We start from the raw sequence: 23,369 nt of genomic DNA on the forward strand, positions 1-23,369 counted from the left end.
TACGGACTGCCTCCCAACGCCCGTCCGCTACCGGCTGAGCTTCTGGAACCGCCGCACCGCCAGCGGCAGGAAGATCACCGTCAGTACCACGGGCCACACCCCCGCCATCAGCAGCGCGTGCTGCTCGACCCAGGAGTCCCCGCCGCCGACCGGCGTGCCGAACAGCTCGCGGGCGGCCGCGGCCGTGGAGGAGATCGGGTTCCAGGCGGCCACCCAGCCCAGCCAGTCGGGCATGAGCTGCGGGGCGACGAAGATGCTGGAGATCATCGTCAGCGGGAACGCCACCGCGAACAGCCCGCCCGCCGCCTCCGGGTTGGGCACGAGGAGCCCGAGCCACACGCCGATCCAGATCAGCGCGAACCGCAGCCACAGCAGCAGCCCGAACGCGCCCAGGAAGCCCCAGCCCCCGTCCGGCCGCCAGCCCATGGCCAGCGCGGTCAGCATCATGATCCCCAGCTCGGCGCAGGCGACCACGAGGTCGGTGACACCGCGCCCGGCGACCACCGCCGAGGAGGCCATCGGCATGGAGCGGAACCGGTCGATGACGCCCTTGGTGGAGTCGTAGACGACGACGGTCGCCGTGTTGATGAACCCGAAGGCCATCGTCATCACGAACATCCCGGGCATCAGGAAGTCCTTGTAGTCGCCGCCTCCGGGCACCTTCATCGCGCTGCCGAAGACATAGCCGTACAGCAGCACCGACAGGATCGGGAAGCCCAGCTGCCAGGCGATGTTGACGGGCTGGCGCTGGTAGTGGGTCAGTCCGCGGCGGACGATGTTGGCGCAGTCGGCGAGCAGCCAGTACAGGCGTCCGTGGCTGCCCGGACCGGTCAGGTCGACGGCGCTCGTGTCGACGGTGCTCGTGTCGACGGCGCTCATGCGGCGGCCTCCTTCGGCTGCGAGACGTCGGTGCGGTGTCCGGTCAGGCGCAGGAACACGTCGTCGAGGCTGGGCCTGCGCAGCCCGATGTCCTCCACCCGGACCCCTTCGTCCTGCAAGGTGCGCGCCACCTCGGTCAGGGCGTTCACCCGGTCGGTGACCGGGGCGTGCACCCGCAGTCCGTCCTCGTCCGTCTCGGGCTCGCCGTCGGAGACCCGGGCGACCACCTTCACCGCGCGCGGAATGTCGGCCCGCTCGGCCACCACGACCTCGACGCGGTCGCCGCCGACCAGGTTCTTCAGCCCGTCCGGGGTGTCGTCGGCGATGGCCCGGCCCTGGTCGATGACGGTGATGCGGGAGGCCAGCTTGTCGGCCTCCTCCAGGTACTGCGTGGTCAGCAGCACCGTCGTGCCGCCCGCCACCAGCGCCCGCACGGACTCCCAGACCTCGCCCCGGCTGCGGGGGTCCAGTCCCGTCGTCGGCTCGTCCAGGAACAGGACGGCCGGGGCGAGGATCATGGAGGCGGCCAGGTCGAGCCGGCGCCGCATCCCGCCGCTGTACTTGCCGACGCCCCGGTCGGCGGCGTCGGTCAGGTCGAACTGCTCCAGCAGCTCGACGGCCCGCAGCCGGGCCCGTTTGCCGCCCAGGTGGAACAGCCGCCCGAACATCTCCAGGTTCTGCCGCCCCGTCAGCACCTCGTCCACGGCCGCGTACTGCCCGGTGAGCCCGATCCGCGCCCGTACCTCGCGGGCCTGCCGGGCCACGTCCAGGCCGGCCACCCGGGCCCGCCCCCCGTCCAGCCGGATCAGCGTGGACAGGATGCGCACGGCGGTGGTCTTGCCGGCGCCGTTCGGCCCGAGCAGTCCGTGCACGGTGCCCTCCCGGACGGCGAGGTCGAAGCCGTCCAGGGCGCGCTTCTCGCCGTACCGCTTCTCCAGGGCCTCCGCGCGGACCGCGTAACCGTCGTTCATGGGGTCCCCCTTCCAGTAACTGGGTACACCGTACCCGATTGCGCGTACGCCGTACCCAGTTTTTCGGTGCGGAACTAGACTGCGCACATGACGAGCGGTACGGAGAGGAGCGGCAGCGGCGACATCGCTCGCACGCTCGAACTGCTGTGGGACACCGGCCGGCGGCCCAGCCGGGGCCCCAAACCGGGCCTGTCGCTGGAGCGGATCGTGGAGGCCGCCGTCGGCGTCGCCGACCGGGACGGGCTCGGCGCGGTCTCGATGCGCCGGATCGCCACGGAACTCGGCACGGGCACGATGTCCCTGTACCGCTACGTCCCCGGCAAGGCCGAGCTGCTCGATCTGATGCTGGACCGCGTCCAGCGCCCCTCCGCCGACGAGACCGACTTCGGCGACGGCTCCTGGCGCGCGGCCCTGGAGGCCATGGGCCGCGCCACCCTCGCCCTCTACCGCCGCCACCCGTGGCTGCTGGAGGTCAACCAGTCCCGCCCGATCCTCGGCCCGAGCGCCCTCGACGGCATGGAGAAGGTGCTCGCCCGGATCAAGCCCATGGGCCTGTCCGACCCGGAGCTGCTGTCGGCGATCGTCGCGATCGACGGGTACGTCGTCGGGGCCGCCCGCACGCAGGTGTACCAGGAGGAGGCGGAGCGCACCTCGGGGCTGACGGACGCCCAGTTCTGGGAGGCCCAGCAGCCGGCGCTGGAGAAGGTCATGACCAGCGGCCGCTATCCCGTCCTGGCCTCCCTCTCCGAGGACACCTTCGGCCCCGGCTTCGACCACTTCGAGTTCGGACTGCAGCGGATCCTGGACGGGCTGGAGGTGCTGGTGGCCGCGCGGGGCGCGGCGGACGGCTCAGCTCCGCCGGAACAGCCGTCGTAGGCCGAACAGGGCCGCGCACGCGACGACCAGGCCGAGCGCCCCGACCTTGAGCGTGTCCCCGCCGGTCCCGTCACCGGCGCCGGCGGAGTCCCCACCACCGGACGGCGTGCGGGACTCGCCTCCGCCCCCGGGCGCCTCCTGGGCCCGCACCGGGCTGTCGGCGCCCTCCATCCCGAGCAGCAGCTTCGACCCGTCGGCGGTGTAGGTGACGGACTCCCCCTGCCCCAGGGGCACGTTGAGCCGGCCCTTGCGCCGGATGTCGCCGTCGTTCCAGTCGTACCAGATCCCGCCGAAGTAGCCGCGGACGGCGAGCCGCCGGCCGTCGGGGGAGAACGCTGCGTCGGTGGCCCACAGGTCGACGGCGGCGGTGCGCCGGAAGACGTTGGTGCCGGAGGCGGACAGTTCGGCGGGCCCCTCGTACAGATGCCCGCCGTCCTCCTGCTTGTCGATGATGTAGACCCGCCCGGTCTTCGGGTGCACGACGAGCGACTCGGCGTCCCGGGCCCCGTCCTCGTACTTCACGACGTACTGCGTGGCCCGGACCGTCTGGTCCTTCAGCTCCTTCGGCTCGGGCAGCTCGTAGATCCACACGTGCGGCCAGGTGCCGCCGAGGTTGTCGCCGATGTCGCCGACGAAGATGCGGTTCCCCGGTCCGACGGCGATCGCCTCCACGTCCCGGGGCTTGCCGACCCCGGACAGGGCGATCCGGGCGACGGTCCTGCCGGTGCCGCCGTCCACGGCGTAGAGGTACGGCCCGTCGTCCTGGTCGTTGTGCGTCCAGTAGACGCCGGGGTGCAGCCGGGAGGCGGCGAGGCCGCTGGACTCGGTGATGCGGGGGTCCGTGATCGTGAACCCGTCGCTCCCGTCACCGCCCTCGCTCCCGTCGGCGGCCGAGGCGGGCACGGCGAGGGCGCCCACGAGAAGGGCCGAGGCGAGCAGGGCGAAGGGTCCGCGCATGCCCCAAGCCTGCCATCCCCACGGGCCGTTCACCTCGGGTGGCCGGTCTCACATCGCGGCGACCGGGCCGATCGTCCATGATGATCGGATGCTCAGGTTCATGTCCGTCGGTGACTCCATGACCATCGGGAGCGCCGGCGAACACACGTGGCGCTACCGGCTGTGGCAGCACCTGTGCGCCACGTACGCCGGTCCCTTCACCCTCGTCGGTCCGCGCGAGGCCCTGCACGACCCGGCGACGGACACCCCCACTTCCTACGCCTACGCCGACCCCGGTTTCCCGCGGGCCCACCTGGCCGGCTGGGGCGAGGGCTGGCTCCACATGGCCCCGCTGATCCGCGAGACCGTCAGGACCTGCCGCGCGGACGTGCTCCTGGTCTCCCTGGGCCTGATCGACCTCGGCTTCTACACCAACGCCGAGCAGACGGCGGACAACGTCCGCGCCTTCGTCGCCGAGGCACGCGCGGCCGACCCGCGCGTGCGGATGGCCGTCCTCCCGGTGATCCCCAACATCCGGGCCGAGGCCGACCCGTCCTTCGCCACGGAGGTCACCCGCTTCAACGACCTCCTCGCGAAGACCGTCATAGACCTCGACGAACCCGGCTCCCCGCTGCTGCTCGCCGCGCCCCCGGCGTCGTACGACATCCACACCGACACCTACGACGGCACGCATCCCAACGCGAGCGGTGAGCACAAGATCGCGGCGGCGTTCGCGGACGCGATGTACGCGGAGTGGGACCTGGGCGGCCCCTACGCCGGGTCGTCGTAGCGTGCGATCTCCCCGGTGAGGAAGCGGGCGCACGGCCCGACGGCCCCCGCCAGGTCGTCCCACCGCTCCTCCTCCCGGCCGAGGTAGACCGCACGGGCACGGGCCATCACGGGGCGGTGCCCGGCGGGCAGGCGTGCGAGGGCCCAGTCGGCCGCCGCGTCCTTGGACCGGATGTCACCGGTGGCGAGGGTGCTCCAGATCCGGGCGAGCGTGAGCAGCACGTTGCGGGTGTCGTCGGCCAGGTCCGCCATGAGGCGCGGCACCCCGGCGACGATCGCCCGCCGCAGGTCCCCGGGCGGAACGGGGTCGAGCAGGCCGGCGGGCGGCGGGCCGTACAGCGGGGCGTCGGCGCGCAGCACCATCGTCAGCAGCGGGGCCAGGTCGGGATCGGCCTCCGGCTGGGGGACGAGGCCGCGTTCGTAGTCGTCGCGCAGCCACTCGCCGTAGAGGTAGTCGCGGTGCGGCGGGTAACGCCAGGGCCGCACCTCGTCCCGTACGACGACGATCAGCTCGACGGGCCGCCGCCCCTCCCCACCGGAGACCTTCAGCAACTCCTCGGTCATCGCCCGGCGTTGCGCGTACGTCGTGCGGTTCCGCACGACGACCAGGAGGTCGAGGTCGCTGTGCGGACGGAGGCCGCCGAGGGTGGCGGAGCCGTGCGCGTAGACGCCGAGGACGTCGTCGCCGAGGTGGCGCCGGACGAGGGCGACGAGATGGTCGGTACGGTCCCGCTCCGGCATATGCACGTCCTCCCGTGTCCCGGTCACCGTGCGTATCGTTGTACCGCGCGGCTGCACCGGCCCGCGATGACCGTCCTCGGCCTCACCCGCGAGCCCTCGGGACCGGCGGTTTCCCCCCGCGGCGGACACCCTTGCCTGGAGCGCACTCCAAGCCGTTGGCTTGGGGCCCATGGAGTACACGCAGCTCGGACGCACAGGACTCAAGGTCAGCCGGCTGGTCCTCGGGACCATGAACTTCGGTCCACAGACCGACGAGCCCGACAGCCACGCGATCATGGACGCGGCGCTGGACGCCGGGATCAACTTCTTCGACACCGCCAACGTGTACGGCTGGGGCGAGAACAAGGGCCGTACCGAGGAGATCATCGGGAACTGGTTCGCCAAGGACGCCGGCCGCCGGGACAAGGTCGTCATCGCGACCAAGGTGTACGGGAACATGGGCGCCGACGGCCCGGCGTGGCCCAACCACGACAAGCTGTCCGCCCTCAACATCCGGCGGTCGGTCGAGGCCAGCCTGAAGCGGCTGCGGACCGACCACATCGACCTGTACCAGTTCCACCACATCGACCGCGCCACCTCCTTCGAGGAGATCTGGCAGGCGATCGACGTACTGGTCCAGCAGGGCAAGGTGCTCTACGCGGGCTCCTCCAACTTCCCGGGATACAAGATCGCCCAGGCCAACGAGACCGCCGCCCGGCGCGGCGGCACCATCGGGCTGGTCAGCGAGCAGTGCCTGTACAACCTGGCCGAGCGCCGGGCCGAGATGGAGGTCATCCCCGCCGCGCAGGACTACGGGCTGGGCGTCATCCCCTGGTCGCCGCTGCACGGCGGCCTGCTCGGCGGCATGATCAAGAAGGAGGTCCAGGGCGGGCGACGGGCGAGCGGACGGGCCGCCGACGCGCTGAACGACCCCGCCGTACGCGCGCAGGTGCAGGCGTACGAGGACCTGCTCGACAAGCACGGCGTCGAGCCGGGCGAGGCCGCACTGGCCTGGCTGCTCACCCGGCCCGGTGTGACCGGCCCCATCGTGGGTCCGCGGACCGCCGGGCAGCTCGAGTCCGCGCTGCGGGCGGTGGAGCTGGAGCTGTCCCCGGAGCTGCTGACCGGGCTGGACGAGATCTTCCCGGGCCCGGGGCCGTCCCCGGAGGCGTTCGCCTGGTAGCGCGGTGGGCGGGGCGGCGGCCCGGCGGCCGCTTCCTCGGCTATCCGAGGGCCGCCGCCACCGCCACCACCACGAGCATCAGTACGAGCACACCGGCCATGATCCGGTTCCGGGTCTTCGGGTCCACGATGAGAGCCTAACCGGACGCGCCGAGCGGCCAGCGGGCGACCGCCTCGTAACGGGGCCGCTCCCCCGGCACCCCGGACTTCGGCAGGTTGCTGCGCACCAGCGCCAGCTCCTCCACGGTCCACTCGGGGCTCGTGAAACCGGCCAGGGCGTCCAGGTACGCCCGTACGTCGTGGGACTCGCGGCTGCGGGCCAGCGTCAGATGGGGCGTGTAGCGGCGGTGCTCCCCCATCGGCACGCCCGCCTTGCGCGCCGCCGCCTCGGCGCGGTCGGCCAGCAGCCGCATGGTCCGCACACCGCCCTCCACCCCGGCCCACAGCGCCCGCCCGTGCCCGAACTGGCCGCCGCCGCGCAGGGCCAGCGAGAAGGGCTCGGTGCGGTCCGCGGCGCGCTCGAGGCGGGCCGACAGGTCGGGGACGAGATCGTCGTCCACCTCCCCGTAGAAGGCGAGCGTGAAGTGCCACCCCGGGCGGCCGGTCCAGCGCAGCCGGTCGGCGCCGGGCAGCTTCTTCAGCGCGGCCAGCTCGGCGGCGAGGGCGGCCGTGACGTTCTCCGGGGGCAGGACGGCGGCGAACAGTCTCATGGGGTCAGTCTCCCCCGGAGAACTGGTGTACGTCCGCGCGTGTCCTGGTCACCGTGCGTATCGTTGTACCGCGCGGCCGCACTCGCGTCGAGGGCGGCCGGGGAGGAGCGCCACGATGACCGTCCTTGCAGACAGGATCGAGATGGCCGAGAGCAGCGGCGAACTCACGCTCGACATGCTGTTCGAGTGGCTGGAGAAGATGCCCGTCCCCGAGGGATACAAGACCGAGATCGTCGGGGGGCACATCTTCATGACGCCGCAGCGGGACACCCACTGGGACATCATCGCGGACATCTACGATCAGCTGCGCACCAAGTACCCGCGCAAGCGTGTGAAGTCCGACGTCCGCATGGACTACCCGGGGCGTCTCAACGGGTTCGCGTCCGACGTGGTCGCCCTCGCCGAGGGAGCCCAACGGGACGACAAGGGACACTGGCACCACGAGGACATCGAGTTCGTCGCCGAGGTCATCTCCAAGGACACCGCCGCCAACGACTACGGGCCGAAGAAGGACACGTACGCCGCCGCCGGCGTCCCGGTGTACCTGATCGTCGACCCGTACACCGGCGAGTGGCACCTGCACACCCAGCCGCAGGACGGCAAGTACCACGCCGTCGTCAGCTTCGGCTTCGGCGAGGACGTCGACCTGACCGGGACGGCCGTCGGCCTCGTCCTCAAGACCGACGACTTCCCGCGCGACTGACGCGCCCCCGCCCCGCGCGCTACGCCGCCGGCGCCAGCTCCTCCCGCCGCTCCCGCGGCACGAACCGCACCTGCGGGTGGCCGTGGTGCCAGCCGACCGACAGGCGCAGATTGCCGACGCGGGCCAGGACCAGGCCGATGACGGCCGCGGCGAGGGCCGCGATCGCCCCTCCGGCGGCGAAGCCGACCCGGGCGCCGTAGGTGTCCGTGATCCAGCCGACGATCGGGGCGCCGACGGGCGAACCGCCGAGGAAGACCATCATGTACAGGGCCATCACGCGGCCCCGCATGGCCGGGTCGGTGGACATCTGGATGGTGGTGTTGGCGGTGACGTTGACCGTCATGCTGAAGACGCCGATCGGGACCATCAGCAGGGCGAACAGCCACAGGCCGGGGACGATCGCCGCCACGACCTCCAGGACGCCGAAGGCGAGGGCCGCCGCGATCAGGAGGCGCAGCCGGGCCGTGCCGCGCCGGGCGGCCAGCAGGGCGCCGGCGAGCGTGCCGACGGCCATCAGGGTGTTGAAGAGGCTGTAGGTGCCGGCACCGGCGCGGAAGACGTCGTCGGCGAAGGCGGACAGCACCACCGGGAAGTTGTAGCCGAAGGTGCCGACGAAACCGACGAGGACGATGGTCCAGATCAGCTGGGGGCGTCCGGCGACGTAGTGCAGGCCCTCACGCAGCTGTCCCTTGCCGCGCGGGGCGCGCTCGACCGCGTGCAGGTCGCGGGAGCGCATCAGCAGCAGGCCGGTGAGGGGCGCGACGAAGGACAGGCCGTTGAACAGGAACGCCCAGCCGGTGCCGACGCCGGTGATCATCAGACCGGCGACGGCGGGGCCGACCAGGCGGGCGGACTGGAAGTTGGCGGAGTTCAGGCTGACCGCGTTCTGCAGCTGGTCACGGCTGACCAGCTCCGAGACGAAGGACTGCCGGGCGGGGTTGTCGACGACGGTGGCCAGGCCCATCGCGAACGCGGCGACGTAGACGTGCCAGACCTGGACGTGGCCGGTGAGGGTGAGGACGGCCAGGAACAGGGCGGTGAGGGCCATCGCGGTCTGGGTGACCAGCAGCGTGGGGCGCTTGCGCAGGCGGTCGACGAGGACGCCGCCGTAGAGGCCGAAGAGGAGCATCGGCAGGAACTGCAGGGCCGTCGTGATGCCGACGGCGGCCGAGGAGCCGGTGAGGCTCAGCACCAGCCAGTCCTGGGCGATGCGCTGCATCCAGGTGCCGATGTTGGAGACGACCTGGCCCATGAAGAACAGGCGGTAGTTCCTGACCTTCAGGGAGGCGAACATGGAGGGCTTGCGCGGGGTCGGGGAAACGGGGTCGTCGTGGTCCGGTGCGGGGACGGAAGCTGCTCCGGGTCCCGTACTCAAAGGGTTCGCCTCCTCGTGAATGCTGCCTACAGGTGTGCGAGCTTCTCCAGCACGGGGGCGGCGGCGCGCAGTTTCGCCCACTCGTCCTCGTCGAGTCCCTCGACCAGCGTGGCCAGGAACGCGTTCCGCTTGCGGCGGCTCTCCTCGAGCATCACCACTGCCTGCTCGGTCTGCGTCACGACCTTCTGGCGCCGGTCCTCGGGGTGCGGCTCCAGACGCACCAGTCCCTTGGCCTCCAGCAGCGCCACGATGCGGGTCATCGAGGGCGGCTGGACGTGTTCCTTGCGGGCGAGTTCGCCCGGGGTCGCGCTGCCGCAGTTCGACAGGGTGCCCAGCACCGACATCTCGGTCGGGCTGAGCGACTCGTCGACCCTCTGGTGCTTGAGCCGACGGGACAGCCGCATGACGGCGGATCGCAGGGAGTTCACGGCGGCGGCGTCGTCGCCATGGTTGAGGTCCGGCATGTCTTTAGGGTAACTCATTAGATTGACGAAGTACCACCGCAGGTGCCGTCGGGTGCCCGTGACACCGGCCACGAAAACCCGAACATCACCCGTACGAGTGAGCTACGTCCGGAAATGGACGCGTCACCCGGCCCCCCGAGGTGACCCTCGTGTCCATGGGGACCAGCGTGCTCAGCCTGCGGATAGACGGGGAGCTGCTAGAGCGGCTCCGCAACCATGCGGCGAAAAGAGGAATGAGCGTCCAGGACTATGTCGTCCGGACGCTCATTCGGGATGACTTCGACGAGCGGTTCCAGTCCGCCGTCGAGGAGACGGAGCGGTTCTACGGGGTCACCTGACCCCGGCGGCTCAGGTCAGACCCAGGGCCGGCATCAGGTAGTAGAAGGCGAACACCGCCGACACCGCGTACATCGCCACCGGCACCTCGCGGCCCCGTCCGGCCGCCAGGCGCAGCACGCAGAAGGCGACGAAGCCCATGCCGATGCCGTTGGTGATCGAGTAGGTGAACGGCATCATCAGCATCGTCACGAAGGCCGGGATGGCGATCGTGAAGTCCGCCCAGTCGATCTCCCGGATCGAACCGGCCAGGATCAGGAAGCCGACGGCGACCAGCGCCGGGGTGGCCGCCTGGGACGGGACCATCGTGGCGACCGGCGTGAGGAACAGGGCCACGGCGAACAGCGCGCCGGTGACGATGTTGGCGAAGCCGGTGCGGGCGCCCTCGCCGACACCGGCCGTGGACTCCACGAAGCAGGTCGTGGCCGAGGCGGAGCTGGCACCGCCCGAGGCGACCGCGAGACCGTCGACGAGGAGGACCTTGTTGATGCCCGGCATCTGGCCCTCGGCGTCGGTCAGCTTCGCCTCGTCGCTGACGGCCATGATCGTGCCCATGGCGTCGAAGAAGCAGGACAGCAGGACGGTGAAGACGAAGAGGACGCCGGTCAGGACGCCGACCTTCTCGAACCCGCCGAACAGGCTGACCTGGCCGACCAGGCCGAAGTCGGGGGTGGCGACGGGGTTGCCGGGCCACTCCGGGGTGGTCAGGCCCCACGTGGGGATGTCGGCGAGGGCGTTGATGATCATCGCGACGACGGTCATCACGACGATGGAGATCAGGATGGCGCCGGGGGTCTTGCGGACGATCAGCGCCAGCGTGAGCAGCACGCCGAGGACGAAGACCAGCACCGGCCAGCCCACCAGGTGACCGCCCGTGCCCAGCTGGAGCGGGACGGTGGTCTGGGCGGCGTCCGGCATCCGGGTGACGAACCCGGAGTCGACGAGGCCGATGAGCATGATGAACAGGCCGATGCCGATCGCGATGGCCTTGCGCAGGCCATAGGGCACGGCGTTCATCACGCGCTCGCGCAGACCGGTGGCGACCAGCAGCATCACCACGAAGCCGGCCAGCACCACCATGCCCATGGCGTCCGGCCAGGACATCCGCGGGGCGAGCTGGAGGGCGACGACGGAGTTCACGCCGAGGCCGGCGGCCAGCGCGATCGGGACGTTGCCGATGACGCCCATGAGCAGCGTGGTGAACGCCGCCGTCAGGGCGGTCGCGGTGACCAGCTGGCCGTTGTCCAGCTGGTGGCCGTACATGTCCTTCGCGCTGCCCAGGATGATCGGGTTCAGCACGATGATGTAGGCCATCGCGAAGAAGGTGGCGAGACCGCCCCGGATCTCACGGGCCAGCGTGCTGCCGCGCTCGGAGATCTTGAAGTAGCGGTCGACGGCGTTCTGCGGGGGCCGGCGGTCTTCGGGCGACTCGGGGGAAGGGGGGACCTTGGCGGTGGCCGAGGTGGACATGCGAGACCTCATCACCAACAGGTTCCCCCACGGCCTTGTTGGTGTTTCCTACGAATGAAAGCGGTCAGAGACAAACGGGTTCAGTATGAACGTATGAGCCGCAGATCGCTATCTCCGCGCGTAGACCCGTGCGGCGGAGGCCCGGACGGGGCCCCCTCGTAAGCTGTACGCATGGCGAAGTGGACACCTACGCACGAGGCGCCGGAGCCCCTGGAGGGGCCCGTGGTCGCCACCATCACCGGCGGCACCGTCGTCTGGTTCGTCCTCTTCCTGGTACAGCTCCCCTTCTACGGCTGGTTCGACGACCACGGGCACACCTGGTGGCTGTGGACCTGTCTGGCCGGCGGCGGACTCGGACTGATCGGCATCTGGTACGTGCGCAAGCGGGACGCCGCGATCAAGCGGGCCCGGGGCTCCGCGTAGGACCACGCCGACAGCGGGGCTCCGCGTAGTACCACGGCAGCACACCGTCCACGCCGGCCGTCCTACCCAGGTCGGATCTTCCGCCCACTCGGCGGGTGAAGCCGTAGATCCGCACGTACCGTCGAATGCATGACGCACATCGACGCGGGCGCCGAACTCGACCCTGTGCACCCCGTTCCGGTCGCCGCGCCGGCCACCGGGCTGACCGCCGCCGAGGTCGCCGAACGGGTCGCGCGCGGTCAGATCAACGACGTACCGGTGCGCAGCAGCCGCTCCCTGGCCGACATCGTCCGCGCCAACGTCTTAACCCGGTTCAACGCGATCATCGGCGTGCTCTGGGTGATCATGCTCTTCGTCGCGCCGATCCAGGACAGCCTGTTCGGCTTCGTGATCCTCGCCAACACCGGCATCGGCATCGTCCAGGAGTGGCGGGCGAAGAAGACCCTGGACTCGCTGGCGCTGATCGGCGAGGTGAGACCGACCGTGCGCCGGGACGGGGTGGCCGCCGAGGTCAGTACGTCGGAGATCGTGCTGGACGACGTCATCGAGATCGGGCCCGGGGACAAGGCCGTCGTCGACGGGGTGTGCGTCGAGGCGGACGGGCTGGAGATCGACGAGTCGCTGCTGACCGGTGAGGCCGACCCGGTCGTCAAGCGGCCGGGGGACCGGATCATGTCCGGCAGCTTCGTGGTCGCGGGCGGCGGGGCCTTCGCCGCGACCAAGGTGGGGCGCGAGGCGTACGCCGCGCAGCTCGCCGAGGAGGCGTCCCGGTTCACCCTCGTGCAGTCCGAGCTGCGCTCCGGGATCTCCACGATCCTGAAGTACGTCACGTGGATGATGGTCCCGACCGCGATCGGCCTGGTCATCAGCCAGCTGATCGTCAAGGACAACGACCTCAAGGACTCCGTCGCCCGGACGGTCGGCGGCATCGTGCCCATGGTCCCGGAGGGCCTGGTGCTGCTGACCTCGGTGGCCTTCGCGATCGGCGTCATCCGGCTCGGCCGCAAGCAGTGCCTCGTCCAGGAGCTGCCCGCCATCGAGGGGCTCGCCCGGGTCGACACCGTCTGCCTGGACAAGACCGGCACCCTCACCGAGGGCGGCATGGACGTCACCGAGCTGCGCATGCTGAACGGCGCCGACGAGGACTACGTGCGCAAGGTCCTCGGCGCCCTCGGCGAGTCCGACCCGCGCCCGAACGCCTCCCTGCGGGCCGTCATCGAGGCGTACCCGGACGCCGAGGAGTGGCGCTGCACCGAGGCGCTGCCGTTCTCCTCCGCCCGCAAGTACAGCGGCGCCGCCTTCAGCGAGGGCGACGGCGAGACGAGCACCTGGCTGCTGGGGGCGCCGGACGTGCTGCTGGCCGAGGACGACCCCGCCCTCGCCGAGACCGGCCGGCTCAACGAGCAGGGCATGCGGGTACTGCTGCTGGCCCGCACCCGCCGGGACCTCGACGACCCCGAGGTGGCGAAGGACCCGGCGCCGACCGCGCTGGTCGTCCTGGAGCAGCGGCTGCGGCCGGACGCCGCCGACACCCTGCGCTACTTCGCCGATCAGAACGTCCGCGCCAAGGTCATCTCCGGCGACAACGCGGTGTCGGTCGGCGCCGTGGCCGGCAAGCTCGGGCTGTCCGGCGCGACCGTCGACGCGCGCCGGCTGCCCGCCGACCGGGACGGGATGGCCGCGGCCCTCGACGAGGGCACGGTGTTCGGGCGGGTCACCCCGCAGCAGAAGCGGGACATGGTGGGCGCCCTGCAGTCGCGCGGGCACACGGTCGCGATGACCGGGGACGGGGTGAACGACGTCCTGGCGCTGAAGGACGCCGACATCGGGGTGGCGATGGGCTCCGGCTCGGAGGCCACCCGGGCGGTCGCGCAGATCGTGCTGCTGAACAACAGCTTCGCCACGCTGCCGTCGGTGGTGGCCGAGGGCCGCCGGGTCATCGGGAACATCACCCGGGTCGCGACCCTGTTCCTGGTGAAGACCGTGTACTCGGTGCTGCTGGCGATCCTGGTGGTGTGCTCGCAGGTCGAGTACCCGTTCCTGCCCCGGCACCTGACCCTGCTGTCCACGCTCACGATCGGCGTCCCGGCCTTCTTCCTGGCCCTCGCGCCGAACAAGGAACGCGCGAAACCCAACTTCGTGCGCCGGGTGATGCGGTACGCGATCCCCGGCGGAGTGGTCGCCGCGGCGGCGACCTTCGCGACGTACCTGGTCGCCCGGCACCACTACTCCGGCCCGGGGGCCCTGGACGCGGAGACGAGCGCGGCGACGCTGACGCTGTTCCTCGTCTCCATGTGGGTACTGGCCATCATCGCCCGCCCCTACACCTGGTGGCGCGTCGCGCTGGTCGCCGCGATGGGCGCGGCATTCGTGGTGGTGCTCGTGGTGCCGTGGCTCCAGGACTTCTTCGCGCTGAGGCTGGTCGGGGTGACCATGCCCTGGGCGGCGGTCGCCATCGCGGCGGTGGCGGCGGCCGCCCTGGAGCTCCTGTGGAGGTGGGTGGACCGCCGCTTCCCGGCGTGACGATCGGCTGGGGTCGAGCCCCTCAAGGGGTTGCGCCTCAGTCGAACCAGCGGTCGCGGGCCAGCTCCTCCGTCCGCGACGGGTCCTCCAGCAGCGCCGCCACCTCGAACCGGCGCGGCCACTGACCGGCCGCCCAGGCGAGCCCGGCGGCGACGCCCTCCAGGGTCGCGGCGTGCAGGACACCGTCGTCGGTCAGCCGCCAGTCGATCTCCACACCGTCGACGACGAGTTCCTCGTGCTCGACGTACCACATCGGGGTCCGCGCCCCGAGGAGCACCCGCACCGGCTCCGGTACGTCGTGCTCGGCGCCCTCGGAGTCCACCCGGCCGGTGACCGACTCGCTCAGCCGCCGCACCTGGAACAGCTCCGCCAGCTCGGCCGCCCGCGTCGGACGCACGGGCAGCAGCGGCACGCCCGAGGTGAAGGGCAGCAGGTCGGGCGAGTCGACGACCACCGCGTCGGCGGCGTCCACCACCTCGACCCGGCCGTCGACCACGGCACGCAGCTCGTCCGGCAGGGTCACCTGCTCGGGGTCCAGCTCGGCCAGCGCCCCGTACAGGGCGTGGAGCTGGGCGGCCGTGACCGGGCGGTCGGGGTCGGCGAGGCGGTCCAGCAGCTCCGCCGCGCCGCCGGGCTCGTCCAGGAGCGCCGCGACGGACGTCCGTACGCCCAGCGCCCGCAGCACCTGCTCGTCCTCGAAGCCCGTGGCGTCGGCCTCGTCGTACAGGCCGCGCAGCAGCGGGTCCCCGCCGGCGGCGCGCAGACCGGCCGGGCGGCGGCCGCCGAGCACCGGGTGCCCGCGCAGCCACCAGGCGGTGTACGGGCGTACGACCTCGTGCGTGCCGTCCGCCAGCAGGATCCGCACCGGCTCGACGATCGCGTCGCGCAGCGGGGGCTTCGACAGCAGCGCCAGCGCCTGCGGCCACTTGTCGTCGTCGACGAGGTCCAGATCGCGTACGGCGACGATCTCGGTGGCGACCGGCGGGACGGGGGTGTCCGGGAAGCGGTCGAGGACGTCCTCGCTCCACACGTCCACCGCGTCCAGCAGGCCCGCGTCGTCCGGCTCGGCGAAGTCGCCCTCGCGGGGCTCCAGTTCGTCCGGATCGAGGACGACGTCGGTGGCGCGGACGAGGGCGAAGTCGACGAGGACACCGCAGGCCGCCAGGGGCCCGGGGCCCCACTTCTCGGCCAGTTCGAGGTCCACGGCGGCGAGTTCGCCCTCGCGCATCACCTGCGCGAAGGGACCGCCGGGGAAGACGAGTTCGCCGGCCGGGGCCGGCTCGCCGTCCTCGTCGGGCAGGGCGAGCGCGCCCAGCCACGGCTCGTCCCCGGGCTCGAGTCCGGCGTCCCGCACCAGGCCGAGGACCGTGTCGGCCAGTTCCTCGGCGTCGAGGGCGTCCTCCTCCCAGCTCGTGCCGCCCTCGTCGTCCAGGGACGCGGCGACGGCGGCCCGGACCTGCGGGGTGGTGAGCACCGCGCGGGGGACGGCCGGGAGGGCGCCGAGCTTTTCCAGGAGGGGATGGGCGGCGTCGGGGTGGGCGACCTTGAGGCCCAGGCGGGCGAGGATCTCCGGGTCGAGGGGGGCCGCGTCCGGGGTGGGCAGCAGGACCTGCCGGGGGCCGATGGTCGTACGGCCGTCGGCCAGCGGCACCGGAAGCCCGGACAGCCGGTCGGGGTCGACCCCGGCGAGGCTGTCGTACAGGCGCCGCCACCAGTCCGGTTCCTTCTCCAGCCCGGCCAGCCGGTCGACGGCGTCGGTCAGCGGGACCCTGGCCACGCCCAGGGCGCGCAGTTCCGCGCGGCGCTCCAGTCCGGCGGGCAGCAGGGTGGGCAGCACCTCGGCGAGGACCCGCACGGTGTCGGCGCCCGCGCCCTCGACCACCTCGGCATCACGGGGCCGCAGCGACTCGGGCAGGTCCTCGTCGCCGTGTTCCGCCGGCGGGACGGCCGGGGGCAGGAAGGAGGTACGCGGCAGCCGGTCGAGGATCGCCTGCCGCAGCGCGCCGTCCAGCTCGCCCTTGCCCAGCGGGCCGGGCACGAGGTCGATGATCCCGGCGGTGACCGGGCGCCAGTCGGCGAGGAGTCCGGCGTAGGCGTCCGCCGCCCGCTGCACCAGGAAGTCGGTCAGCGGGCCGGGGGCGGCGTGCCGGCGGGTGGAGTCCAGGGGGAAGGACGCGATGAGCAGGGCGGGGACGCCGAGGGGCTCGTCGCTGGGGGTGGGGGCGTGGACGACGGGGCTGGTGCGGGGCCGGACGGGGGCACCTTCGCTGTCGACGGGCACCGCCCAGGTGACCGACCAGTGCGGACGCAGCCGCTCCTCGACGGGCCGGTCGGCGAGGAGGTCGGCGGTCAGGGGGCCGTGCGCGGCGGTGGTGCGCCAGTGGGTGACGCCCTCGCGGGAGTCGTCCACGGCGGTCAGGGCGCCCGCGCTGCGGCGCCGCAGGGTGCGGACCTCCGTCGTCTCGATCACGACCTCCTCCAGACCGGGCAGGGCCAGCAGGAGGGCGTCGTCCACGGCGTGCAGGAGCCGCTCGGCGAGGTCGGCGGCGGCCGCGTCGCGCAGCGGGAGGATGACGACCGTGTCGTACGGGTCGGGGGCGGTGCCCTCGGCGGCGTAGGGCAGCCGCAGCAGCGGGACGTGCCCGTCGCGGCGGCGGATCTCGTCGCCGAGGCCGGGGCTGTGCCGGGCGGTGTCGGCGGCCAGGTCCCGGGCCTCGGCCAGGGACCAGCGCACGCCGCCGTGCCGGCCGACGACGGCGGGCTCGTCGGTGACCGCGAGGACCGCGGCGAAGCCGACGCCGAACCGGCCGACGGCACCGGCGCCGGTGTCCCGTTTGGCGGAGGCACGCAGGGTGGACAGCGACTCGACGCCGGCCGCGTCCAGCGGGGCGCCGGTATTGGCGGCGACGAGGACGCCGTCACGCAGGGTGAGACGGAGCCGGCCGGGCACACCCGCGCGGGCGGCCGCGTCGGCGGCGTTCTGGGCGAGCTCGACGACCAGCCGGTCCCGGTAGCCGCCGAGGACCAGGTCCTCCTCGGCGTTGGCGTCCTCACGGAACCGGGCGGGGCTCGTCGCCCAGGCGTCCAGCACCCCGCGCCGCAGACGTGCCGTACCGAACGGGTCCGCGCCCTCGGCGGCGGGCCGCACGAACTTGCTCACGGTCACTCTCCTCATCGACGGATCACGAAGGTACCGCGAGGACGCCGACCCGCCGGTCCGGCGATCAGCCGTCGAGCCCCGGTCAACACCATTCTCAGCCCGCCCCGACGCTTTACGCCGCCCGCCGCCCCACCGGGCGACCAGCCGTCCCACGCCACAGCCCCATCCCCAGCGGCACCGAGGACGCGCCACCTCCCGGCCCGACCGACAACCAGCCACCGAGCGCCGCTCAGCACCACTTCCCAGCCCGACCGACGATCAGCCACCGCACCACGGCCGCCGCCACTACCCAGCCCGGCCGACGATCAGCCCGAACGCCGTCAGCGCCACCTCCCAGCCCAACCGACGATCAGCCACCGATCGCCGTCAGCGCCACCTTCCAGCCCGTCCGGCGTTTGAGGACGAGGCCGTCAGGGCCGACCGGGGGTCCGGGGGCGCAGCCCCCGGGGACGCGCGCCACGACGCACCCGCACCCGCCGCCGGCGCGCACCCGGCACGACGGCAACCGCACCCGCCCCCCACCCGGCAGGGCACGGCTCAGGAATGCCCCAGCTCCGCCGAGGACTCGTCCTCGGTCACCGGCACCGACCCGGAGTCCGACGCCGGCCGCAGCGGGAACGGGTCGATCCGCGTCTCGTCGATCACCGGCGGAGCCGGCTGCGGCGGCCTCGGCATGACCGCGGCCTCGGAGTGGCCTCCGCAGCCGTAGGCCAGGGAGACGACCCGCCCGTCGGCCGGTGAGAACTCGTTGGCGCACACGCCGAACGCCTGGCCCAGGGAGCCGCCGATGGGGGTCAGGAAGCCGCAGGAGGCGCAGGAGGCGGGGGCCGCCTGGGCCATCGCCGTCTTGGGGCCGAACGCCTCCTCCCAGCGGTCGGCCGCGATGTGCAGGCCGTACCGGGACAGCACCCGGGCCCGGCGCATGCCCAGTTCCTCGGCAACCGCCGCGATCGAACCGCGCGCCGGGACGGCCGGCAGCCCGGCCGGCGGGCCCGCCGTCACCTCGGCGTCCTCGGCCTCCACCAGGTCGGCCATCTCGTGGGAGACGGCGGAGTTCGGCGGCGGCTCGTCCTCGCCGGACCAGCCCGGCTCCAGACGCAGGTCCTCGGCGTCGGTGGGCAGCAGGTCGCCGGGGCCCATGTCGCCGGGCCGCAGCCGCTCGCTCCACGGCACCCACTCGGGGGCGAGCACGGCGTCGGGGCCGGGCAGCAGCACGGCCTCGTCCACCGTGACGATCTTGGCGCGGGAGGCGCGGGCCACCGTCACGGCCCAGCGCCAGCCCCGGTACCCGAGTTCCTTGCAGGCGAAGAAGTGCGTGACGACGCGGTCACCCTCCGACACGAGCCCCTCGTGCTCGCCGACCACGCCGGGCGCGGCCGCCTCCTCCGCCGCGGCCCGGGCGAGGTCGACCGCCTCGGCGCACAGGCGGTCGGGGGTGCGGCTTCGCGTTGTCGCTGCGCTCACAGGTATCGCTTCTCTCCATACGCCGTCTCACGAGTGCGCCGCTGCCTGCGAGGGGCGGACGGAGCGGACCTGTGGACCGCGTCGACGTCCGCGCCCGATCGCGCTCGGGCACACCTACGTCATCCATTCTGCGGGATGGCCGTACGGCGCGCGGCCGAGAACGTTCGCCACGGCGCGCTACGCACGCTACCTGCTCATGTGCGCTGGGCCTACACCGACGGGAGTTTCGGCGAGGGCACGGACCGGCTCCGGGCCCGGCCCGGGCCGGTCGCGCAGCCGCCGTCCACGGGGGTGCCCGGACCGACCCGATCAGCGCCATCCGCGCCGTATCGGCGCTATACGCCGGGCTCTCGGGGCACTATGACGGGGTGGCAGCCGCGCGGACGGAGTTCAAGGGCGGGAGCCGGGGACGCGGTCCCGGGCGGTTCCGTGCGGTCGGCCGCGCCCTGCACCTGCCGGTGACGGGCACGGCCCGCGGCATCCGCCGGGCCACGCACGCGCACGGCGCCGGCGAGTCCGGCCTCGGCAAACTGATCGAACTGCACGGGGTGAACGGCGCCGGGGACGTCATGATCACCGTCGCCCTCGCCTCCACCGTCTTCTTCTCCGTCCCCACCGACGAGGCCCGGGGCCGGGTCGCGCTCTACCTCGCCATCACCATGGCACCGTTCACGCTCCTCGCGCCGGTGATCGGCCCGCTGCTGGACCGCGTGCCGCACGGCCGCCGCGCGGCGATGGCGACGGCCATGGCGGCCCGGGCGCTGCTCGCGCTGGTGCTGTCCGGGGCGGTCATCACCGGCAGCATCGAGATGTATCCGGCCGCACTGGGCGTGCTGGTCGCCTCGAAGGCGTACGGCGTGGTCAGGAGCGCGGTGGTGCCCCGGCTGCTGCCGCCCCGCTTCTCGCTGGTGAAGGCGAACTCGCGGGTCACGCTCTGCGGGCTGCTCGCCACCGGGGCCGCCGCGCCGATCGGGGCGGGGCTGCAGCAGCTCGGGCCGCGCTGGCCGCTGTACGGCGCCTTCGTGATCTTCGTGGTGGGGACGTTCCTGTCCTTCACGCTGCCGCCGAAGGTCGACTCGGCGCGGGGCGAGGACCGGGCGCTGCTCGCCGCGGACGAGCACCATCTGCACGTGCCGCGCCGGCGGCCGGTCAAGCGTCCCGGGCTGCGCACGGTCGGCCCGGCGGTCACCCACGCGCTGACCGCGAACGCCGCCATCCGCTGCCTGTCGGGCTTCCTGATCTTCTTCCTGGCCTTCCTGCTGCGCGAGCATCCGATGACGGGCCAGAGCGCGGCCGTGTCGCTGGGCATCGTGGGCGTCGCGGCCGGTGCGGGCAACGCGCTCGGCACGGCCGTCGGCGCCTGGCTGCGGGCGCGGGCGCCGGAGATCATCATCGTGACGGTCGTGGCGTGCGTGCTGGGCGCCGCGGTCACCGCCGCGGTGTTCTTCGGGGCGGTCCTGGTGGCGGTCCTGGCGGCGATGGCCGGATTCGCGCAGGCGCTGGCCAAGCTGTCGCTGGACGCGCTGATCCAGCGGGACGTGCCCGAGCAGGTCCGCACCTCGGCGTTCGCCCGGTCGGAGACGCTGCTGCAGGTGTCCTGGGTGTTCGGCGGGGCGGTCGGCATCGTGCTGCCGCTGAACGGCACGCTGGGCCTGTCGGTGGCCGCGGCGATCGTCGCCACCGGCTGGCTGACCACCGCGAGGGGGCTGATCGGCTCGGCGCGGCACGGTGGCGGCGCACGGCCGAGGGTGGCGTGACGTACGGCACGCCGTACCCAGGTGGGGAACGCGGTGGGCATGCCAGATAGCCTTCGCCCATGACCACGTTGCAATCCGTTGTGCGACGCCGCCGCGCCGTCGCCGCCGCCGGCGCCGTATCCGCCGGACTGCTCCTGCTGTCGGCGTGTGACCAGCCGACGCCCATGTCGACGGTCACGGTCGGCAGCTCCTCGGTCAGCTCCGAGGCCACCTGCGGCGGTGAGGACAAGGTCCTCACGACCGCCGAGATCCAGAAGTGCCTGCAGGACAAGGACGTCGACACCATCACGGTCGACCCGGACGAGACCGTGCGCATCGGCGTCGACCCGGAGGTCGCCGACAAGCGCTGGACGATCCTGATGAACGGTCAGCAGCTCACCGACGACAGCAACAAGACCTACCGCACGGTCCCCGGCAGCGTGTTCTTCAACGCCCAGTACGGCGCCCAGGGCGACTCGACGCTGGTGACCGTCAAGGCCGGCGACGGCAAGGACGACAGCGACAAGGCCACCGGCCTGTGGTCCTTCAAGCTGAAGAAGGACGACTGACCACGTCCTCCGTGCGCGTCCTCGTGGCCACCGCGGTCCCCGCCGAACGGGACGCGGTGGCCCGGGCGTTCCCGGGACCGGTCCGGGAGGTGCCCCGCCCCGGGGTGACGCTCCACCGGGTCCCGGACGGCGCCTGCGACCTCCTGGCGGCCGGTGTCGGCCCCGCCCTCGCCGCCGCCTCCACGGCGGCCGCCCTGACCGCCGCGGCCCTCGACGCGGCCCCGTACGGCCTGGTCGTCTCCGCCGGGATCGGCGGCGGCTTCGCGCCCGGGGCGCCGGTCGGCTCCCTCGTCGTCGCCGACACGATCACCGCCGCCGACCTCGGCGCCGAGACGGCCGACGGTTTCCTCCCGGTCACCGAGCTCGGCTTCGGGACCGTCACCCACCATCCGCCCGCCGAGCTGGTCCGCGCGGTCGCCGACGCGACCGGGGCCCGCCCGGGCACCGTCCTGACCGGGTCCACCGTGACCGGCACCGCCGAGCGCGCGGCGCTGCTGCGCGCCCGTCACCCCCGCGCCCTGGCCGAGGCCATGGAGGGCTTCGGCGTCGCCGAGGCCGCGGCCGCGCACGGGGTTCCGGTGCTGGAGCTGCGCGCCGTCTCCAACCCGGTCGGCCCGCGCGACCGTGCCGCCTGGCGCATCGGCGACGCGCTCGCCGCCCTGACGGATGCCTTCGGGAAGCTCGGGCCCGTCCTGACGAGTTGGAACCCACATGACCGCTGAGCCCCTGAAGATCGCCTACTCGCCCTGCCCGAACGACACCTTCGTCTTCGACGCCCTGGCCCACGGCCGGGTCCCCGGCGCGCCCGCGCTGGACGTGACGTTCGCCGACATCGACATCACCAACGGCATGGCCGAGCGCGGCGAGTTCGACGTGCTGAAGGTGTCGTACGCCGTCCTGCCGTACGTCCTCGACGAGTACGCCCTGCTGCCCTGCGGCGGCGCGCTGGGCCGGGGCTGCGGGCCGCTGGTGCTGACCCGGGAGGCGGACACCGACCTGCGCGGGCGCACGGTCGCGGTGCCGAGCGAGAAGTCGACGGCGTACCTGCTGTTCCGGCTGTGGGCGGCGGATACCGTGCCCGGCGGGGTCGGGGAGATCGTGGTGATGCCGTTCCACGAGATCATGCCGGCCGTGCGGGACGGCAAGGTCGACGCGGGGCTCGTGATCCACGAGGCGCGCTTCACCTACCAGAACTACGGGCTGCACAAGCTCGCCGACATGGGCGAGCACTGGGAGCGCACCACGGGGCTGCCCATCCCGCTCGGCGCGATCATCGCCAGGCGGTCGCTGGGCGCCGCGACGCTGACCCTGCTCGCCGACTCGATCCGTACGTCCGTGCGCGCCGCCTGGGACGACCCCGAGGTCTCCCGCCCGTACGTCATGGAGCACGCGCAGGAGATGGACCCGGCCGTCGCCGACCAGCACATCGGGCTGTACGTCAACGAGTTCACCGCCGGCCTCGGCGAGGACGGGTACGCGGCGGTCCGGGGACTGCTGACGCGCGCGGCGGCCGAGGGACTGGTGCCGGCCCTCGGCCCGGACGCGCTCGCCTTCCCCTGACGGACGCCAGGGCCTGTCCGGCAGGCCCTGGATTCCTAGACGTCGAGCTGGTCCGCGACCGCGCGGAGCAGCCCGGCGATCTTCTTGCCGGAGGACTTGTCGGGGTAGCGGCCCTTCTCCAGCATCGGCGTGATGTTCTCCAGGAGCGTCGTCAGGTCCTGGACGATGGAGGCCAGTTCGTCGGGCTTCTTGCGCTGCGCGGCGGCGACCGAGGGGGCCGGCTCCAGTACGGTCAGGGAAAGGGCCTGGTCGCCGCGCTGTCCGGCGACGACGCCGAACTCCACGCGCTGCCCGGGCTTCAGTGTCTCGACTCCGGCGGGGAGGACCGAGGAATGGACGAAGACGTCACCGCCGTCGTCGCGGGAGAGAAAGCCGAAGCCCTTCTCGCTGTTGAACCACTTGACCTTGCCGGTAGGCACGTCTGTCCTCGTCCTCGTACTCGTCGGAAAACTGCTGCTGGCTACTGCTGAAACGGCTCTTGATAGCACTCGGGCGGGTCGTCGGACCCGCCGGTACCAAGGCT

At 72.6% G+C, this 23,369-nt stretch carries 22 protein-coding genes; 11 read left to right on the forward strand and 11 right to left on the reverse strand.

The genetic code is table 11. The features are described from left to right. Positions 1 to 27 precede the first annotated feature (27 nt). Positions 28 to 879, reverse strand: coding sequence for an ABC transporter permease (locus H0H10_RS37895; protein WP_188185763.1), 852 nt, complete (start codon positions 877 to 879; stop codon positions 28 to 30). Further along, positions 876 to 1,850, reverse strand: coding sequence for an ATP-binding cassette domain-containing protein (locus H0H10_RS37900; RefSeq protein ID WP_188185764.1), 975 nt, complete (start codon positions 1,848 to 1,850; stop codon positions 876 to 878). Before H0H10_RS37900 ends, H0H10_RS37895 begins: the two co-directional genes overlap by 4 nt. Before the next feature lie 87 nt (positions 1,851 to 1,937). Here H0H10_RS37900 and H0H10_RS37905 point away from each other — a divergent pair, with 87 nt between their 5' ends. After that, a complete protein-coding gene (locus tag H0H10_RS37905; protein ID WP_188185765.1) occupies positions 1,938 to 2,726 on the forward strand; it encodes a TetR/AcrR family transcriptional regulator in 789 nt (262 codons plus the stop codon). Here H0H10_RS37905 and H0H10_RS37910 read toward each other — a convergent pair. Beyond that, positions 2,700 to 3,683 carry a WD40 repeat domain-containing protein gene (locus H0H10_RS37910; protein ID WP_188185766.1) on the reverse strand — a complete coding sequence of 328 codons (984 nt, stop codon included), beginning with the start codon at positions 3,681 to 3,683 and terminating at the stop codon, positions 2,700 to 2,702. The genes H0H10_RS37905 and H0H10_RS37910 overlap by 27 nt on opposite strands. 88 nt (positions 3,684 to 3,771) lie before the next feature. Between H0H10_RS37910 and H0H10_RS37915 the strand changes: the two genes are divergently transcribed. Further along, positions 3,772 to 4,452, forward strand: a complete 681-nt coding sequence (locus H0H10_RS37915; protein ID WP_188185767.1) for a GDSL-type esterase/lipase family protein — start codon at positions 3,772 to 3,774, stop codon at positions 4,450 to 4,452. Here the strand turns inward: H0H10_RS37915 and H0H10_RS37920 are convergent. Beyond that, complete coding sequence (locus H0H10_RS37920; RefSeq protein WP_188185915.1) at positions 4,434 to 5,192, reverse strand: aminoglycoside adenylyltransferase family protein; 759 nt, start codon at positions 5,190 to 5,192, stop codon at positions 4,434 to 4,436. The two genes, H0H10_RS37915 and H0H10_RS37920, sit on opposite strands and share 19 nt — an antisense overlap. Before the next feature lie 169 nt (positions 5,193 to 5,361). On the opposite strand from H0H10_RS37920, the gene H0H10_RS37925 reads away from it, so the two are divergent. Next, on the forward strand, positions 5,362 to 6,354 hold the full coding sequence (locus H0H10_RS37925) for an aldo/keto reductase (protein ID WP_188185768.1): 993 nt from the start codon (positions 5,362 to 5,364) through the stop codon (positions 6,352 to 6,354). Between the two features lie 136 nt (positions 6,355 to 6,490). Here H0H10_RS37925 and thpR read toward each other — a convergent pair whose 3' ends face one another. Then, entirely contained in the window at positions 6,491 to 7,063 is a 573-nt protein-coding gene (gene thpR, locus H0H10_RS37930; protein WP_188185769.1) for an RNA 2',3'-cyclic phosphodiesterase, read from the reverse strand. A 115-nt stretch (positions 7,064 to 7,178) separates the two neighbouring features. Here thpR and H0H10_RS37935 point away from each other — a divergent pair, with 115 nt between their 5' ends. Continuing rightward, the gene (locus H0H10_RS37935; RefSeq protein ID WP_188185770.1) at positions 7,179 to 7,766 is read left to right on the forward strand and encodes a Uma2 family endonuclease; all 588 of its coding nucleotides are present in this window, start codon (positions 7,179 to 7,181) and stop codon (positions 7,764 to 7,766) included. A gap of 19 nt (positions 7,767 to 7,785) precedes the next feature. Here H0H10_RS37935 and H0H10_RS37940 read toward each other — a convergent pair whose 3' ends face one another. After that, the gene (locus H0H10_RS37940; RefSeq protein ID WP_188185771.1) at positions 7,786 to 9,141 is read right to left on the reverse strand and encodes an MFS transporter; all 1,356 of its coding nucleotides are present in this window, start codon (positions 9,139 to 9,141) and stop codon (positions 7,786 to 7,788) included. Positions 9,142 to 9,167: 26 nt separating this feature from the next. Next, complete coding sequence (locus tag H0H10_RS37945) at positions 9,168 to 9,605, reverse strand: MarR family winged helix-turn-helix transcriptional regulator (RefSeq protein WP_188185772.1); 438 nt, start codon at positions 9,603 to 9,605, stop codon at positions 9,168 to 9,170. Positions 9,606 to 9,754: 149 nt separating this feature from the next. Between H0H10_RS37945 and H0H10_RS37950 the strand changes: the two genes are divergently transcribed. Beyond that, a complete protein-coding gene (locus H0H10_RS37950) occupies positions 9,755 to 9,943 on the forward strand; it encodes a ribbon-helix-helix protein, CopG family (protein WP_309141998.1) in 189 nt (62 codons plus the stop codon). Between the two features lie 10 nt (positions 9,944 to 9,953). On the opposite strand, the gene H0H10_RS37955 is transcribed toward H0H10_RS37950, so the two are convergent. Continuing rightward, positions 9,954 to 11,411 carry an NCS2 family permease gene (locus tag H0H10_RS37955; protein ID WP_188185774.1) on the reverse strand — a complete coding sequence of 486 codons (1,458 nt, stop codon included), beginning with the start codon at positions 11,409 to 11,411 and terminating at the stop codon, positions 9,954 to 9,956. A 171-nt stretch (positions 11,412 to 11,582) separates the two neighbouring features. Between H0H10_RS37955 and H0H10_RS37960 the strand changes: the two genes are divergently transcribed. Next, complete coding sequence (locus H0H10_RS37960) at positions 11,583 to 11,834, forward strand: DUF2530 domain-containing protein (RefSeq protein ID WP_188185775.1); 252 nt, start codon at positions 11,583 to 11,585, stop codon at positions 11,832 to 11,834. A 129-nt stretch (positions 11,835 to 11,963) separates the two neighbouring features. Beyond that, the gene (locus H0H10_RS37965) at positions 11,964 to 14,357 is read left to right on the forward strand and encodes an HAD-IC family P-type ATPase (protein ID WP_188185776.1); all 2,394 of its coding nucleotides are present in this window, start codon (positions 11,964 to 11,966) and stop codon (positions 14,355 to 14,357) included. A gap of 37 nt (positions 14,358 to 14,394) precedes the next feature. Here H0H10_RS37965 and H0H10_RS37970 read toward each other — a convergent pair whose 3' ends face one another. Further along, complete coding sequence (locus tag H0H10_RS37970) at positions 14,395 to 17,517, reverse strand: sacsin N-terminal ATP-binding-like domain-containing protein (RefSeq protein ID WP_188185777.1); 3,123 nt, start codon at positions 17,515 to 17,517, stop codon at positions 14,395 to 14,397. Between the two features lie 537 nt (positions 17,518 to 18,054). Beyond that, positions 18,055 to 18,981: a DUF3027 domain-containing protein gene (locus H0H10_RS37975; RefSeq protein WP_188185778.1), complete on the reverse strand. Its 927-nt coding sequence runs from the start codon at positions 18,979 to 18,981 to the stop codon at positions 18,055 to 18,057. 368 nt (positions 18,982 to 19,349) lie between these two features. Between H0H10_RS37975 and H0H10_RS37980 the strand changes: the two genes are divergently transcribed. The 4 genes from H0H10_RS37980 to H0H10_RS37995 are packed head-to-tail and all read left to right on the forward strand — an operon-like array spanning position 19,350 to position 22,846. Continuing rightward, on the forward strand, positions 19,350 to 20,738 hold the full coding sequence (locus H0H10_RS37980) for an MFS transporter (RefSeq protein ID WP_188185779.1): 1,389 nt from the start codon (positions 19,350 to 19,352) through the stop codon (positions 20,736 to 20,738). A gap of 59 nt (positions 20,739 to 20,797) precedes the next feature. Continuing rightward, on the forward strand, positions 20,798 to 21,286 hold the full coding sequence (locus H0H10_RS37985) for a DUF2771 domain-containing protein (protein ID WP_223181037.1): 489 nt from the start codon (positions 20,798 to 20,800) through the stop codon (positions 21,284 to 21,286). An 11-nt stretch (positions 21,287 to 21,297) separates the two neighbouring features. After that, on the forward strand, positions 21,298 to 22,008 hold the full coding sequence (locus H0H10_RS37990; protein ID WP_309141999.1) for a futalosine hydrolase: 711 nt from the start codon (positions 21,298 to 21,300) through the stop codon (positions 22,006 to 22,008). After that, positions 21,998 to 22,846 (forward strand): 1,4-dihydroxy-6-naphtoate synthase, encoded by an 849-nt coding sequence (locus H0H10_RS37995; RefSeq protein WP_188185780.1) that lies wholly within the window; start codon positions 21,998 to 22,000, stop codon positions 22,844 to 22,846. Before H0H10_RS37990 ends, H0H10_RS37995 begins: the two co-directional genes overlap by 11 nt. Before the next feature lie 35 nt (positions 22,847 to 22,881). Here H0H10_RS37995 and H0H10_RS40855 read toward each other — a convergent pair whose 3' ends face one another. Beyond that, positions 22,882 to 23,265, reverse strand: a complete 384-nt coding sequence (locus H0H10_RS40855) for a cold-shock protein (RefSeq protein WP_188185781.1) — start codon at positions 23,263 to 23,265, stop codon at positions 22,882 to 22,884. Positions 23,266 to 23,369 lie beyond the last annotated feature (104 nt).

The organism is Streptomyces griseicoloratus, from assembly GCF_014534645.1.
Taxonomy (GTDB): Bacteria; Actinomycetota; Actinomycetes; order Streptomycetales; family Streptomycetaceae; genus Streptomyces; species Streptomyces griseicoloratus.

Bases quoted from the DNA above. Each gene is read 5' to 3' on its own strand.
- H0H10_RS37895 (WP_188185763.1), bottom strand. From the start codon at position 879: ATGAGCGCCGTCGACACGAGCACCGTCGACACGAGCGCCGTCGACCTG.
- H0H10_RS37900 (WP_188185764.1), bottom strand. From the start codon at position 1,850: ATGAACGACGGTTACGCGGTCCGCGCGGAGGCCCTGGAGAAGCGGTAC.
- H0H10_RS37905 (WP_188185765.1), top strand. From the start codon at position 1,938: ATGACGAGCGGTACGGAGAGGAGCGGCAGCGGCGACATCGCTCGCACG.
- H0H10_RS37910 (WP_188185766.1), bottom strand. From the start codon at position 3,683: ATGCGCGGACCCTTCGCCCTGCTCGCCTCGGCCCTTCTCGTGGGCGCC.
- H0H10_RS37915 (WP_188185767.1), top strand. From the start codon at position 3,772: ATGCTCAGGTTCATGTCCGTCGGTGACTCCATGACCATCGGGAGCGCC.
- H0H10_RS37920 (WP_188185915.1), bottom strand. From the start codon at position 5,192: ATGCCGGAGCGGGACCGTACCGACCATCTCGTCGCCCTCGTCCGGCGC.
- H0H10_RS37925 (WP_188185768.1), top strand. From the start codon at position 5,362: ATGGAGTACACGCAGCTCGGACGCACAGGACTCAAGGTCAGCCGGCTG.
- thpR (WP_188185769.1), bottom strand. From the start codon at position 7,063: ATGAGACTGTTCGCCGCCGTCCTGCCCCCGGAGAACGTCACGGCCGCC.
- H0H10_RS37935 (WP_188185770.1), top strand. From the start codon at position 7,179: ATGACCGTCCTTGCAGACAGGATCGAGATGGCCGAGAGCAGCGGCGAA.
- H0H10_RS37945 (WP_188185772.1), bottom strand. From the start codon at position 9,605: ATGCCGGACCTCAACCATGGCGACGACGCCGCCGCCGTGAACTCCCTG.
- H0H10_RS37955 (WP_188185774.1), bottom strand. From the start codon at position 11,411: ATGTCCACCTCGGCCACCGCCAAGGTCCCCCCTTCCCCCGAGTCGCCC.
- H0H10_RS37960 (WP_188185775.1), top strand. From the start codon at position 11,583: ATGGCGAAGTGGACACCTACGCACGAGGCGCCGGAGCCCCTGGAGGGG.
- H0H10_RS37965 (WP_188185776.1), top strand. From the start codon at position 11,964: ATGACGCACATCGACGCGGGCGCCGAACTCGACCCTGTGCACCCCGTT.
- H0H10_RS37985 (WP_223181037.1), top strand. From the start codon at position 20,798: ATGACCACGTTGCAATCCGTTGTGCGACGCCGCCGCGCCGTCGCCGCC.
- H0H10_RS37995 (WP_188185780.1), top strand. From the start codon at position 21,998: ATGACCGCTGAGCCCCTGAAGATCGCCTACTCGCCCTGCCCGAACGAC.